General features: G+C 69.0%; 10 protein-coding genes and 3 pseudogenes. All 13 read left to right on the top strand.

Translation table 11 applies throughout. The annotated features are described in order from the left end of the window. Nucleotides 1-142: 142 nt before the first annotated feature. Nucleotides 143-2,026, top strand: a pseudogene (locus tag ACHMW8_RS04040) (TonB-dependent receptor plug domain-containing protein); the annotation flags it as partial. 61 nt (nucleotides 2,027-2,087) lie between these two features. Then, entirely contained in the window at nucleotides 2,088-2,774 is a 687-nt protein-coding gene (locus ACHMW8_RS04035; RefSeq protein ID WP_395444825.1) for a TonB-dependent receptor domain-containing protein, read from the top strand. A 103-nt stretch (nucleotides 2,775-2,877) separates the two neighbouring features. Then, entirely contained in the window at nucleotides 2,878-5,187 is a 2,310-nt protein-coding gene (locus ACHMW8_RS04030) for a TonB-dependent receptor (RefSeq protein ID WP_395444824.1), read from the top strand. 591 nt (nucleotides 5,188-5,778) lie between these two features. After that, nucleotides 5,779-6,399, top strand: a complete 621-nt coding sequence (locus ACHMW8_RS04025; RefSeq protein WP_395444823.1) for a lytic transglycosylase domain-containing protein — start codon at nucleotides 5,779-5,781, stop codon at nucleotides 6,397-6,399. After that, nucleotides 6,399-6,719 (top strand): TrbC/VirB2 family protein, encoded by a 321-nt coding sequence (locus ACHMW8_RS04020; RefSeq protein ID WP_125155271.1) that lies wholly within the window; start codon nucleotides 6,399-6,401, stop codon nucleotides 6,717-6,719. Before ACHMW8_RS04025 ends, ACHMW8_RS04020 begins: the two co-directional genes overlap by 1 nt. A 3-nt stretch (nucleotides 6,720-6,722) precedes the next feature. Continuing rightward, entirely contained in the window at nucleotides 6,723-7,010 is a 288-nt protein-coding gene (locus ACHMW8_RS04015; protein WP_056045755.1) for a type IV secretion system protein VirB3, read from the top strand. A gap of 528 nt (nucleotides 7,011-7,538) precedes the next feature. Beyond that, nucleotides 7,539-8,078: pseudogene (locus ACHMW8_RS04010) on the top strand (hypothetical protein); the annotation flags it as partial. Between the two features lie 727 nt (nucleotides 8,079-8,805). Beyond that, nucleotides 8,806-9,363, top strand: coding sequence for a hypothetical protein (locus tag ACHMW8_RS04005; RefSeq protein ID WP_395444822.1), 558 nt, complete (start codon nucleotides 8,806-8,808; stop codon nucleotides 9,361-9,363). Then, nucleotides 9,363-10,532: a type IV secretion system protein gene (locus tag ACHMW8_RS04000; RefSeq protein WP_125155273.1), complete on the top strand. Its 1,170-nt coding sequence runs from the start codon at nucleotides 9,363-9,365 to the stop codon at nucleotides 10,530-10,532. Before ACHMW8_RS04005 ends, ACHMW8_RS04000 begins: the two co-directional genes overlap by 1 nt. Further along, the gene (locus ACHMW8_RS03995) at nucleotides 10,529-10,774 is read left to right on the top strand and encodes a hypothetical protein (RefSeq protein ID WP_395444821.1); all 246 of its coding nucleotides are present in this window, start codon (nucleotides 10,529-10,531) and stop codon (nucleotides 10,772-10,774) included. The genes ACHMW8_RS04000 and ACHMW8_RS03995 overlap by 4 nt, the downstream gene beginning before the upstream one ends. After that, a pseudogene (locus ACHMW8_RS03990) lies at nucleotides 10,759-11,275 on the top strand (TrbG/VirB9 family P-type conjugative transfer protein). Before ACHMW8_RS03995 ends, ACHMW8_RS03990 begins: the two are co-directional and overlap by 16 nt. Continuing rightward, nucleotides 11,272-12,378 (top strand): TrbI/VirB10 family protein, encoded by a 1,107-nt coding sequence (locus ACHMW8_RS03985; protein WP_125155275.1) that lies wholly within the window; start codon nucleotides 11,272-11,274, stop codon nucleotides 12,376-12,378. The pseudogene ACHMW8_RS03990 and the gene ACHMW8_RS03985 overlap by 4 nt, the downstream one beginning before the upstream one ends. After that, a complete protein-coding gene (gene virB11, locus ACHMW8_RS03980) occupies nucleotides 12,375-13,370 on the top strand; it encodes a P-type DNA transfer ATPase VirB11 (RefSeq protein WP_395444820.1) in 996 nt (331 codons plus the stop codon). Before ACHMW8_RS03985 ends, virB11 begins: the two co-directional genes overlap by 4 nt. The last annotated feature ends 3 nt before the right edge of the window (nucleotides 13,371-13,373 follow it).

Below are 13,373 nucleotides of genomic sequence, written 5' to 3'. Positions count from 1 at the left end.
GCGGTCTCGCCTCTGTCAAGAGAGGTTCCCCGAGCGAGGCCACGAGGGCGCAACCTGTGACCGGTTGCCTATTGCCTATGCAATACGCGATCTTGCGCCGTCAGGAGACGCCGCGAAGCACGGCGCGCCGGCGAAGTAAGGCATGGTGCGCGCCCTCGACGGCGTGAGATTCCAGGCCGCCAGGGGAGGTCGGTATTCGTTGTTGCCCAGGGTCAGAGGCTCGGAAGCGCGCGCGAGGCGCGGCGCCGTCTTGGCCTTGCTGTGCGCCACGGCCCTGACAGCTGCGCCGACCGTGGCGGTGGTCGCCGCGCCGCGCCGCCCGGACGCCGCCCTCCGCTTCGACATCCCCGCGCAGCCATTGAGCCAGGCGCTAAATCAGCTGGCGCTAAGGAGCGATCGCGAAATCCTGTTTTCGCCCGCCCTGACCCAGGGCAAGCGCAGCGAGCGCTTGAGCGGGGTGTTCACGGCGGAGGCGGCGCTGCACCAGTTGCTGGCGGGGTCGGGACTGACGGTCCAGCTCGAAGGACGCAGCTTCCTGGTGCTGCCGGCCGCCCAGCCGGCGAGAAGCTCGGCGGCGACCGCGCGGGCGGCCGCGCCGCCACCGCTGTCCGTGGCCATCGATTCGGTCGTCGTGACGGCCCTGAAGCGCTCCAGTCTGGCGCGGCAGACGCCGATCAGCATGACCGTGCTCTCTGGCGAGCAACTGTCGCGAGCGGGCATAGTCGACCTGGAGAAGGCCGCGCCTCTGCTGCCGGGTCTGAAGCTGATCTCCACCGCCTTTGGCCGGCGCCTGGTGTTGCGGGGGGTCTACGGGGCCGGCGAGGCGACGACGGGGCTCTATTACGACGAGACGCCGATGACCGGACCGGTCGGCACCACGGCTGATCCCGGGGTGATGGCGCCGGAGCTGGCCCTGGTCGATGTCGACCGCGTCGAACTTTTGCGGGGACCGCAGGGCACGCTCTACGGCTCGGGCGCGATGGGCGGGGCGCTGCGGATTCTGTTCAAGCGCCCCGAACTCTCGGCGGATTCCGCCTCGGTCGGCGTTGCGCTGTCCTCCGCCGCTCACGGCGGGCAAGGCGGTGGGGCGAACGCGGCGTTGAACCTCGTCGCGATCCCCGAGACCCTTGCCCTGCGCCTGACGGCCTACGACCAGCGCCAGCCCGGTGTGATCGACAATGTCCGGCTGGGGCTGAAGGATGTCGACGCCTCCCGCGTGCGGGGCGCGCGGCTGGCGGCGTTCTGGGCGCCAGGGTCGCGGTTTTCGGCCCTGGTGTCGGCGACGCATCAGGCGAGCCGCCGCGACGACATCTCGGCCTGGAACGACACGGCCGGCCCCTGGCGGACCGTCCACGCCGCTCGCGCGCCCTTCGACGGCGACATCGACCTGACGGCGGCCACCCTGAAATGGCGTGGCGACGCGGTGGATCTCACGGCGGTGTCGTCCTGGTACCGCTGGCGACTGACCCGCCGCTCCGACTACAGCGGCGTACTGCTGGGCGAACGAACCAACGCGGCCGGTTGCGCGCGGATGTTCCCCCTGGCCCAGGCCTGCGACGCCACGCAGATGGCCAGCTACTCGGCCTATGTCGACAGCGTCTATCCGGCGATCCTGAACCAGCCGGCTGAATTGACCGCCCGGATCCACGAAGTCCGGGCCTCGTCGGTCGGCGAGGGGCCACTGACCTGGACGCTGGGCGCCTACCGCGAGGTGCGCGGCGACTCCATCGACAGTCAGGTGCGGCACGTGGATCCCGATACCGGCGCCCTGGCCGAACCGCCGGTGCTGATCGGCCGTCGCGACATCGAGAACCATCTCACTCAAAGCGCGGTCTTCGGCGAGATGTCCTACGCCATCGCGCCTCGGACCCAGCTGACCCTGGGCGCGCGGCGCTTCGACTACCACAAGCGAGACCGTGGCGCGGTGCAGGTCGCCAATGTCGTTTCCGGCACCTGGGCCGACTATGCGATCGACGCGCGGACCCAGGAGCAGGGCTGGAGCCTGAAGGCGCTCGCCAGCCGCCAGTTCGGACCGGGACTGTTCGGCTACGCCCAGGTCTCGCAGGGCTTTCGCCCCGGCGGCGTCAATGTGGTGCCTGGACTGCCCGAGACTTCTTGCCGTCTATCGCTCGGACCGCCTGAACAACGCCGAACTGGGGTTGAAGGTCCAGAGCGCCGACCGACGCCTCACCGGCAATGTGGCGCTGTATCGGATCGCTTGGCGAGACATGCAGTACGCCGCCCAAACCCAGAACCGCGCCTTCAACTACGTCACCAATATCGGCGCGGCGCGCATCCATGGGTTGGAGCTCGAGGCCGCAGCCCAGGGCGTGATGGGTTGGACTCTGGCGGGCTCCCTGACCGTGACCGACGCGCGCCTGACCGCCGACCAACTGACCAACACCGCGATCGGCCTGGGGCTGGAGGGCGACCGCCTGCCGATCGTGCCCCGGATGACGGCCTCGGCCTCGATGGAGCGTCGCTGGGCCCTGCCCGGCGACCTTGCCGGCCGGCTTCGCCTCGACGGCTCCTATGCCGGAACCGCGCGCTCGGCCTTCAACGCCGCCAATAGCGACTATCTGAAGATGGGCGGCTACGCGGTCTTCGGCGTCAGCTTCAGCCTCGAGGGCCGCGCCTGGACCCTCGACCTGTCGCTCGACAACCTGCTGGACCGAGCCGGTCGCGCCACCGCGACGCGCAACACCTCGGGCCCGGTCGAGTATTTCGGCGTCGCGCCGCGCATGCTGCGCGTGGGCGTCGAACGCCGCTTCTGATCCGGGCGCGTCCTTTTTGGCGCCCGCGGGGTGAGGAAGCGTCTCGCCCTTGCGTCTGATCCTACAGGCCGCCGTCGAGCGCGCCGACAATAGGGGATCTACAATGATGCAGTTTCGAGGCCTTCGGGCCCTCGCCCTGGGCGCAAGCGCCCTGACGAGCCTCGTCGCCGGCCAGGCGTTCGCCCAATCGAGCGAACCCAAGGACGCCGGCACGATCGAGGAAGTGATCGTCACCGCGCTGAAGCGCTCCACCACGGTCCAGACCACTCCGATCAGCGTCAGCGCGGTCACCGAAAAGTCGCTGCAGGCGCTGGGCGCGCAGGGCATCCAAGACTATTTCCGCACGGTTCCGAACCTGCAGGTCGACGGAAACTCGCCGACCAGCCGTCGCCTGACCCTGCGCGGCGTGCGCAGCGCCGGTGAAGCCACCGTGGGCCTCTACTACGACGAAACCCCGCTGACGGGCCCGGCCGGCACGACCGCCGACGCCAGCTCGACCAGCGCCGACGTCAACCTGTTCGACGCCGAGCGAATCGAAGTCCTGCGCGGTCCGCAAGGCACGCTCTATGGCTCGGGCTCGATGGGCGGCACCCTGCGCGTGATCCTCAACAAGCCCGACACTAGCCGCTACGCCGGCGCCGTCGAAGCCCAGGGAACCAGCACCAAGGGCGGCAGCAACGGCTATTCGGTCAAGGGCATGGTCAACGTGCCGCTGATCGAGGACAAGCTGGCCGCGCGCCTGGTGCTCTACAAGACCGAGGGCGGCGGCTATGTCGACGACGTCCTACTGAACAAGAAGGACATCAACGACCAGCACTCCAGCGGCGGTCGCCTGATGCTGGGCTTCACACCCACCGAAAACCTGACGATCAACGCCACGGGCCTGTACCAGAAGACCACTCTGGACGGTCAGAACACCTGGTACCCCGCGCTGGGCAAGGAAGAGTATAAGACCAACGCCCGCGTCATCGCCCCGACCAGCGACAACCTGCGGCTCTACAACGTTACGGGCAAATGGGACCTGAGCTTCGCCACGGTCACGGCCACCTCGTCCTACTACAAGTGGACGCTGCTGCGGAATTCCGACTACAGCCCCACCCTGTCGGGCAGCCGCGCCAACGCCACCGCGTGCCGCAACTGGGTCGCCGGCGGTCCGGCCGCGACGGGCTCGACGAACCCGGCCTGTACGGCGACGCAGCTGACGGCCTTCACCGCCTATGCCGATAGCCGCATTCCGGGCGCGCTGTATCAACCCATGGGCCTGACCTCGTGGAACCACGAGCTGCGCATGACCGGCTCGCTGTTCGACGACAAGCTCGACTGGACGGCCGGCGCCTATCTCGAAAAGCGCGAGGACTATATCGAGAGCAAGGTCGCCAAGGGCGACGCGACCACGGGCGTCATCAATCCCAACGACCTGACCGCCTGGCGTCACGTCGGCACCGACACCAAGCAGACCGCCTTCTTCGGTGAAGTGTCCTACAAGCCGATCGACAAGCTGACCCTGACCGGCGGGCTGCGCCGCTTCAAGTACGACAAGACCGTCTCCGGCCAGGTCCTGATCAGCAACTTCATCACCCAGTCCTACGTCGGGCCGGCCGCCGAGGTCGACGCCAGCGCGGATGGCTGGGTCAGCAAGCTGAACGCCTCCTACCAGGTGACCTCCGATGTCATGGTCTACGCGGTGGCGGCCAAGGGCTTCCGTCCGGGCGGCGCCAACAACGTGCCGGGCCTGGCCAGCGCGCTGCTGGCCTATCAGCCGGACAGCCTTTGGAACTACGAAGGCGGCATCAAGAGCCAGTGGTTCGACCGTCGCCTGACGCTGAACGCGGCCGTCTACCAGATCGACTGGTCGAACATGCAGATCTCGGCGACCAGCGCCAACGGGGCCTTCAGCTATCTGACCAACGCCGGCAAGGCCAAGATCAAGGGCTTCGAGATCGAGGCCACGGCCCGTCCGATCTCCGGCCTGACGATCAGCGGCACCGCGGCCGTCGTCGACGCCAAGCTGACGGAAGACCAGGCCAACTCGACCATCCTGATCACCGGCTCGACCGGCCTGCGCGGCGACAAGTTCCCGAACGTGGCCAAGTTCAGCGGTTCGGCTGCGGTCGAATACACCTGGCCGTTGAAGGGCGACATGAACGGTCTGGTTCGCGCCGACTACGCCTATGTCGGGGAGTCCGCTTCGCAGTTCCGTCCGACCTACGTCTATTACGAGAAGCAGGGCGACTACGGCTACGCCAACCTCCGTGCCGGGGTCGAGGGGACGGACTGGGGCGCGTACCTCTTCGTCAACAACGTGACCGATGAAGTCGGGCTGATGAGCGTGACCTCGGCTGTGAACAACAAGCAGCAGGTGGTGAGCATCAATCCGCGCACGGCGGGCTTCCAGGTCCGCAAGCGCTTCTAAAGTCCAGTGACGGGTGGGCTTAGCGCCCGCCCGTCGCCTCGGGCGCTTCACGCGCCAGCTGCGTGTCCAGCGTCATCGGCCATGCTCTCGCCAGTTCGCCGACGCCCTTGGCCGGCGCGGATTTGTCGAACTCAGTGGAAGACGTTGTACCCGCCGATAATCGCGATCATCAGCCATCCGCCGAGCAGGCTGCCCGCGAAGTTACGAGACAGCCAGTTCCTGGTTTTGTTCAACGCCGACATGGAACGCCCCTGACTAAACTGAACCGTAGGCTGCCGAGTGATTCTATCCACAGGCAATCGTGTTCGGAGGCCTTGGGCGAAGTTTGTTGGACTATGTTCTCTCGCGATCAGCTCTCTGGAAGCAGAGTGTCGCGCTGTTCCATGAATTAAGAGATAGTTAATAATCCAATATAAGTTGAAGAGTCGACATTTCACCAAGCTTGAGCATAAAAAGCTCTTATTGATCAGTATTTTTGACGCTGAATTCAAAATGCGAATGCGTTAACCTGCCGCATTACCCCGATTGAGTACTCCGGATACATATTGGTCGATCGGACCGATTTGTACCCGTCGAGTAAAGGGGGCGTACTTGAGCTTTGTTTTCGCCCGTCAGGCCGCGTTCTTGGCCGTGGCGATGTTCATCGGCGGCCTGGTGGCCCGGCCGGTCTCGGCCCAGGTGCTGGAGATCGGCGCCGACGGCGCTGTGACCCGGTTCGACGGTCCCGTCGTGTTCACAGACGACGGCGCCAAGACGCTGATCCTGGACGCGCCCGCCGCCGACGCCGCGATCGGCGCGGACGCCGTCCGTCAGCAGATCTCGACCGCCGCGAGCGTCTACGCCCTGGACCCGAAGCTGGTCGAGGCGGTGGCCTGGCGCGAGAGCCGCTTCCGTCCCGACGCCCGCTCGAACAAGGGCGCGATCGGGGTGATGCAGCTGATGCCGGGCACCGCCCGCGACCTGGGCGTCGATCCCCACGACCCGGTCCAGAACATTCGCGGCGGCGCGCTCTATCTGCGCCGGATGATGTCGGCGTTCGGCGGCGACGTCCGCCTGGCGCTCGCCGCCTACAACGCCGGCCCCGCCGCCGTCCGCAAGCATGGCGGCGTGCCGCCCTATGCCGAAACCCAGGCCTACGTGACCTCGATCCTCGGTCGCATGGCCGCTTCCGGCGCGCCTCTCGCCGTCCCCGTTCTTGGAGCCTCCCAGTGATGCGTAAGTTCTTCCAACCGAAGGCGGCCGGCCTGGCCGCCGCCGTCACCGCCGCCGCCAGTCAGGCTCACGCCCAGGCCGCGCCGTCCGATCCGCAAGGCTCCAGCGCCTTGCTGGCCGGCGTCATGTGGCTGCAAGGGTCGCTGATGGGCAACGTCGCCACCGCCGTGGCGGTGATGGCCGTGGCCGCGGTCGGCTTCATGATGCTGACCGGTCGTCTCAACTGGCGCTACGGCGCGACGGTCATCCTGGGCTGTTTCATCCTGTTCGGGGCCACCACGATCGTCAGCGGCATCCGCGCCGCCTCGGGCGCGGCCTAGGCCATGGCCGCCCCGCTGGATCGCGACGTGGTGTTCGGCGCCCTGACGCGCCCGCAGATGTTCGCGGGCGTGACCTACAGCTACTTCGTGATCAACGGCGTGGTGACGGCCGAACTCTTCCTGATCACCAAGTCGTTCTGGGCCATCGCGGCGGCGCTGGTGATCCACGCGATCGGCTACGCGGCGTGCCTGCGTGAACCCCGCATCTTCGATCTCTGGCTGACCAAGGTCAGCCGCTGTCCCCGCGTACCCAATTTCCGAGCCTGGCGATGCAACAGCTACAGCGCTTGAACCCCCGCAAGGAAATGACGGCCGGCAAGCGCCTGCCGTACGCCGGCCACCTGGACGACGTCACGCTGGAGACGCGCGACGGCCTGCTGATGCAGGTGATCCACCTGGCCGGCCTGCCGTTCGAGACGGCCGACAGCGAGGAACTGAACTACCGCAAGGCGGTGCGCGACGTGATGCTGCGCGGCCTCGCCAGCTCGCATTTCGCCATCTACCACCACGTGGTCCGCCGCCAGGTCGACGCCCGCACGCAGGGGGCGTTTCCGGACGCTTTCAGCGCCGAGCTCGACGCCGCCTGGAGCGAGCGCCTGGCCGCGCGGAAGCTCTACGTCAACGACCTGTTCCTGACGATCGTCCGCCGTCCGCTGCAGGGCCACGGCGGCGTCATCGACGGCGTTCTGCGCGCCCTGAAGGGGACCGGCAAGGCCGAGGCCGCCGCCGTCCAGGCCGCCGACCGCCGCGAGCTGGACAGCGCCCGCGACAGCCTGATCTCGGCCCTGGCCCCGTACGGCGCCCGGGTGCTGAGCGTCTATGACGGCGCCACGGGCCGCTGCTCCGAGCCGCTGGAATTCCTGTCCTGCCTCTACAATGGCGAGATGCGCCCGGTGCTGGTCCCGCAGGGCGACGCCGGCGAGTACCTGCCGTACCGCCGCGCCAGCTTCGGCCTGGAGACGCTGGAGCTCTCCCGCGCCCGGCGCCCTGGCGCGCGGCTTCGGGGCCATGGTCTCGATCAAGGACTACCCCGCCCAAACCACGCCGGGGATGCTGGACGACCTGCTGCGCCTGCCGTGCGAGATGGTCATCACCCAGAGCTTCGGCTTCGTCGACCGGCAACCGACCCTGGAGCGCATGAACCTGGCCCTGCGCCGGATGAAGGCCGCCGACGACGATGGTCTGTCCCTGCGCGCCGACCTGACCCGCGCTAAGGACGATGTCGTCTCGGGTCGCGCCGCCTTCGCCGAGCATCACCTGACCGTGCTGGTGCGCGGCGAGAGTCTGGACGGCCTGGACCGCTCGGCCGCCGAGGTGATGTCGGCCTTCACCGAGATGGGCGCCATCGCCGTGCGCGAGGACATCAATCTGGAGCCGGCCTTCTGGGCCCAGTTCCCGGGGAACTTCAAGGACATCGCGCGCAAGGCGCTGATCTCGACCGCCAATTTCGCCGGCTTCGCCAGCGGCCACAACTTCCCGGTCGGCCAGGCCGACGCCGACCATTGGGGCCCGGCGGTCACGCTGCTGGAGACCACCTCGGCCGGCCCCTATCACTTCAACTTCCACAAGGGCGATCTCGGCAACTTCACGGTCATCGGCCCGTCGGGCTCGGGCAAGACCGTGGTGCTGAACTTCCTGCTGGCCCAGGCTCGCAAGTACAGCCCGCGCATCGTGTTCTTCGACAAGGACCGGGGCGCGGAGATCTTCCTGCGCGCCATCGGCGGCCGCTACGAGACCTTGCGTCCCGGCCAGCCCACGGGCTTCAACCCGCTGGCCCTGCCGGACACGGCCGGTAACCGTCGCTTCCTGACCGAGTGGGTCGCCAAGCTGGTTTCGGTTCCGGGCGAGGCCCTGTCTGCCGACGACATCGCGCGGATCAAGGACGCTGTCGACGCCAGCTTCGACCAGGCCACGAGCCTGCGCCGCCTGCGCTATTTCGCCGAGCTGTTCCGGGGCGCCCGCCGTCCCGACGCCGCCGATCTGGCCGCGCGCCTCGCGCCCTGGCACGGGACCGGAGAGCACGCCTGGCTGTTCGACAACGAGGCCGACGGCCTGGACCTCGAACGCCCTGACCCTGGGCTTCGACATGACCCAGCTGCTGGACGACCCGGCTCTGCGCACCCCGGCCATGATGTACCTGTTCCACCGCGTGGAGCAGCGCCTGGACGGTCACCCGACCCTGATCGTCATCGACGAGGGCTGGAAGGCCCTGGACGACGACGTCTTCGTGGCGCGCATCCGCGACTGGGAAAAGACCCTGCGCAAGCGCAACGGCGTGGTCGGCTTCGCCACCCAGAGCGCGCAGGACGCCCTTGAGAGTCGCATCGCCAGCGCCATCATCGAACAGGCCGCGACCCAGATCTTCATGGCCAACCCGAAGGCGCAAGCGAAGGACTACTGCGAAGGCTTCGGCCTGACCCAGTACGAGTTCGAGCTGGTCAAGACCCTGCCGGACACCTCGCGCTGCTTCCTGATCAAGCACGGGACCGACAGCGTCGTCGCCCGTCTGAACCTGGCCGGTGCGCCGGAGCTGCTGACCGTGCTGTCGGGCCGCGAGACCAGCGTCCGCAAGCTGGACGCCCTGCGCGAACAGCTGGGCGATGATCCCCAGGCCTGGATGGCCCAACTGGTGAGGGCCGCGTGATGGCGTCCTGCGCCCAACTCCCCGTCGACGCCCCGATGGTCCCGGGCCTGATGGGCTCGGTCGACTGCCGGGTTCATGATCTGGCCGAGCGTGGCTTCGCGGCCCTGGCCGGACCGGGCTCGCCGGTCGGTCTGCTGCTGACCGGGCTGCTGACCCTCTATATCGTGTTCATCGGCTATCGCCTGATCCTGGGGCGCGGGGGGCTCAGGGTTGGCGACGCGGCCCTGTCGATGCTGAAGATCGGTCTGGTCGTGGCCCTGGCCTCCAACTGGGGCCTGTTCCAGATCCTGGTCTACGACACCCTGACCAAGGCCCCGACCGAACTGGGTGGTGTGCTGCTGGAGGGCCAGGCGCCGTTCACGCGCCTGCAGGACGCCTTCGACGGCCTGCAGCAGTCGGCGACCCTGATGGCCAGTCGCGCCAGCGTCGGCGCCGCCGCCACCCAGGGCGGGCCGGGCTTCGGCGCCTTCGCGGTCAACACCGGCGGCATGACGCTCGTCTTGTCCACCTTGGGCGTGCTGCTGGCCAGCAAGGTCGTGCTGGCCATCCTTCTGGCCCTGGCGCCGTTGGTCGTCGGCCTCGCCCTGTTCGAGGCCACGCGCGGCCTGGTCGAGGGGTGGCTGAAGGCGATGATCGCCCTGGCCCTGACCCCGCTGGTCGCGACCCTGACCCTCTCGCTGGAGCTGGCCATGCTGGCCCCATCGCTGAGAGCCCTGGCCGATGCGCGCGCGGCCCAGCAGTTCGCCGCCTTCGACATCAACCCCGCCGTGACGGTGCTGGTGCTGACCACGGTCTTCGCCCTGGTCATGCTGCTGGCCGTGATCGCGCTGGGCGTCATCGCCGCCGGCCTGCGCCTGCCGCGCGGCCTGGCCGGCGCCGCCTGGTCGGACCGGAACGCCGTTCCTGGCGCCCCGCGCTACGCCACCGCTCAGGTCGAGCCGATGGGCCGGGCGGCCGCCATCGCCGCCGCCGCCGTGGCCATGGACCGCCGAGAGCCCGTCGCCCCGTCGTCCGATCCGATCGGGCCTCGGATGCTGACCGTCGTGTCGGATCGCGGCCCGACGGCCGGCTCCGCCGCCCAGGCCGGTCCCATCGCGCCTCTGGGCCAGAGCTATCGCCGCACGCCCGCCCCCCGCCGCGCCGCCTCCAGCGCCCGGAGAGACCTGTGACCTTCGCTTGCCCCCGCATTCTTCTGGCCGCCGTGGCCCTGGGCGTCGCCTTGGCCGGCCCCGCGCTGGCTACCGAGACCCCGCGCCCCGGCGCCGTCGATCCGCGCATCCGCACCGTCGCCTACGACCCCGACCAGGTCGTGCGCCTGACCGGCTATTTCGGCATCCAGACCATGCTGGAGTTCTCCCCGACGAGCGGATCGAGAACGTCTCGATCGGCGACGCCATGGGCTGGCAGGTGACGCCGAACAAGAAGGCCAACCTTTTGTTCCTCAAGCCGTTGGACCGCACGGCCGCCACCAACATGACCGTGGTCACCGACCGCCGCCGCTACGTGTTCGAGCTGGTCGTGGCCGGACCCAAGGCCTCGGCGAAAGACCTGGCCTATGTGGTCCGGCTCCTGGTCCCCGGCGCCCGCGCCCGTCGCCATCATCGCGCCGCCGCCCGCGCCGCCGAGCGCGCCGGTCGTCCGCAACAGCGCCTATGTCGTGAAGGGCGACGCCGTGATCCAGCCGACCCGCGTCTTCGACGACGGTGTGGCCACCTATTTCGCCTGGCCGGTCCAGGCCGACCTGCCGGCGGTGTTCGTGGTCGGCGGCGACGGCGTCGAGGGCCTGGCCAACGCCGCGGTCCGCGAGGGCTATCTGGTCGTCGACCAACTGGCCCCGCGCTTCGTCCTGCGTTCGGGCAAGTCCAGCCTGACCGTGACCAACGCCGCCTTTACACAGCAGGCCGTCCGATGAGCGATCCCCGCCAGTCCGCCCAAGTCCAGCGGGATCTCGCCGACGCCGACGCCCTGGCGCGCCCGGCCGTGGCCCGCGCTCACGCCGGTCTGCCGACGCCGGTGATCGTGGCGGGCTTTGGCCTGCTCGGCGTCGCGGTCTTCCTGTGGATGGCCAGTCACCGCGCCGACGCCCGGCCGCGTCCGCCGCGCCCAGCCAAGGTCGAGGCCGCGGCTACGACCGCTATGAGCGCGCCCGCCGCGCCGCCAGCCGTCATCCCAGGTCCGCAGTTCACCGAGAACAACAGCCTGCCGCCGACTCCGGCTCAGGTCGCGGCCATGACCGCCAAGCCCTTGCCGCCGACCCCGCCAGCCGATCTCGACCAGCGCCGCCGCGCCCCGACCCTGGTGGTCGACTTCGGCGGCGCGCCAGCTCTGATTAAGGCCCGCGTCGCGACGGATCAGGCCGCGCCGATGGCTGGCAAGGCCGTCGACAACGGCCTGAACGCCGACGAGAAATTCGCCGACCGAGTCGGGACCAGCGACGCCGAGCCGGCCAAGGCCACGGCCATGCGCAACCTCGACGCCATGATTCCGCAGGGCGCGGTGATCCCGGCGGTGATGGAAACGGCGATCAATTCCGACCTGCCGGGCCTCGCGAGAGCCATGGTCACCCGCGACATCAAGAGCTTCGACGGCTCGACCGTGCTGGTCCCGCGCGGCAGCCGGGTGATCGGTCAGTACAAGTCGGGCGTGGCCATGGGCGCCTCGCGCGTCTTCGTGGTCTGGACCCGGGTGATCCGCCCGGACGGCGTCTCGATCCAGATTGCGTCTCCGGCCGCCGACCCGCTGGGGCGCGGCGGGCTGGAAGGCAAGGTCGACCGCCACTTCTTCAGCCGCTTCGGCGGCTCGATCCTGATGTCGGTGCTGAACGCCGGCGTCGCGGCCGTGGGCAACACCCGCTCGACCTCGCAGATCTATATCGGTTCTGCGTCGGAGGCGGCCAACCTGGCGGGCACGGTGATGAAGAGCGACCAGGTCGCCCCGACCATCCAGACTCCGCAGGGCGCGCCGGTGACGATCTTCGTGGCCCGCGACCTCGACTTCTCGGGCGTGCGGCAATGACCGCCCCCGCCAAGCTCCCTCTTTCGAGACTGGGCGTCTATCTGGAGGCCTATCTCGCTCCGCTCGCGCCGTGGCTGGCCGAGCCGGCCGTGACGGACCTCTATGTCAACCGTCCCGGCGAGCTGTGGGTCGAGCGCCTGGGAGGCGTCGCCGAACGTGTCGAGGTCCCGGCCCTGGACGAGACCAACCTGTGGCGGCTGGCCCGCCAGGTCGCCAGCCTGTCCAGCCAGGGCGTCAGTCGCGAGCATCCGCTGCTCTCGGCCGTGCTGCCCGACGGCGCCCGTGTGCAGGTCGTCGCCCCGCCGGCGACGCGCGAGGGCCTGGCCCTGGCGATCCGCAAGCACGTGGTCAGCGATCTGTCCCTGACAGACTACGCCGCGTCCGGCGCCTTCGATCAGGTCCTGGTCCCGAAGGCCAACGCCGACGCGATCCTGCGGGCCTTTCTCGATGCGGGAGACATCCGCAACTTCCTGGCCGGCGCCGTGCGGGCCGGCAAGAACATCGTGGTCAGCGGCGGCGCCGGGGCCGGCAAGACCACCTTTCTCAACGCCCTTCTCAAGGAAGTCCCGCTCGACCAGCGTCTCGTGCTGATCGAGGACGCGCCGGAGATCCGCCTGGTCCACCCCAACGCCGTCGGCCTGGTGGCCACGCGCGGCGAGCAGGGCGAGGCGCGGGTCACGGCCGAGGATCTGCTGCAGGCCTCGCTGCGCTTGCGGCCTGACCGGATCATCCTGGGCGAGCTGCGCGGGGCCGAAGCCTTCTCGTTCCTGCGCGCCGTGTCCAGTGGACACCCTGGCTCGATGACCACGGTTCATGCCGACGATCCCGCCGGCGCGGTCGAACAGCTGGCGCTGATGGCGCTGCAGGCCGGCGCCAATCTTCGTCGCGCCGACGTGGTCGAGCATGTCGGGCGCGTCGTCGACGTGTTCGTCCAACTTCACCGCCAGAACGGCGTCAGAGTGGTCCGGGAGGTCGTCTTCCCAGACCGCTAAGCC

It is taken from the genome of Caulobacter sp. UC70_42, from assembly GCF_044056025.1.
Lineage (GTDB): Bacteria > Pseudomonadota > Alphaproteobacteria > Caulobacterales > Caulobacteraceae > Caulobacter.
The sequence above is the reverse complement of the archived record's forward strand: the minus strand, read 5'-3'. Positions and strand labels throughout refer to the sequence as shown.

What these genes read in the sequence shown, in the direction of transcription:
- ACHMW8_RS04035 (WP_395444825.1), top strand. Translation starts at nt 2,088, where the DNA reads ATGTGGTGCCTGGACTGCCCGAGACTTCTTGCCGTCTATCGCTCGGAC.
- ACHMW8_RS04030 (WP_395444824.1), top strand. Translation starts at nt 2,878, where the DNA reads ATGATGCAGTTTCGAGGCCTTCGGGCCCTCGCCCTGGGCGCAAGCGCC.
- ACHMW8_RS04020 (WP_125155271.1), top strand. Translation starts at nt 6,399, where the DNA reads ATGCGTAAGTTCTTCCAACCGAAGGCGGCCGGCCTGGCCGCCGCCGTC.
- ACHMW8_RS04015 (WP_056045755.1), top strand. Translation starts at nt 6,723, where the DNA reads ATGGCCGCCCCGCTGGATCGCGACGTGGTGTTCGGCGCCCTGACGCGC.
- ACHMW8_RS04005 (WP_395444822.1), top strand. Translation starts at nt 8,806, where the DNA reads ATGACCCAGCTGCTGGACGACCCGGCTCTGCGCACCCCGGCCATGATG.
- ACHMW8_RS04000 (WP_125155273.1), top strand. Translation starts at nt 9,363, where the DNA reads ATGGCGTCCTGCGCCCAACTCCCCGTCGACGCCCCGATGGTCCCGGGC.
- ACHMW8_RS03985 (WP_125155275.1), top strand. Translation starts at nt 11,272, where the DNA reads ATGAGCGATCCCCGCCAGTCCGCCCAAGTCCAGCGGGATCTCGCCGAC.
- virB11 (WP_395444820.1), top strand. Translation starts at nt 12,375, where the DNA reads ATGACCGCCCCCGCCAAGCTCCCTCTTTCGAGACTGGGCGTCTATCTG.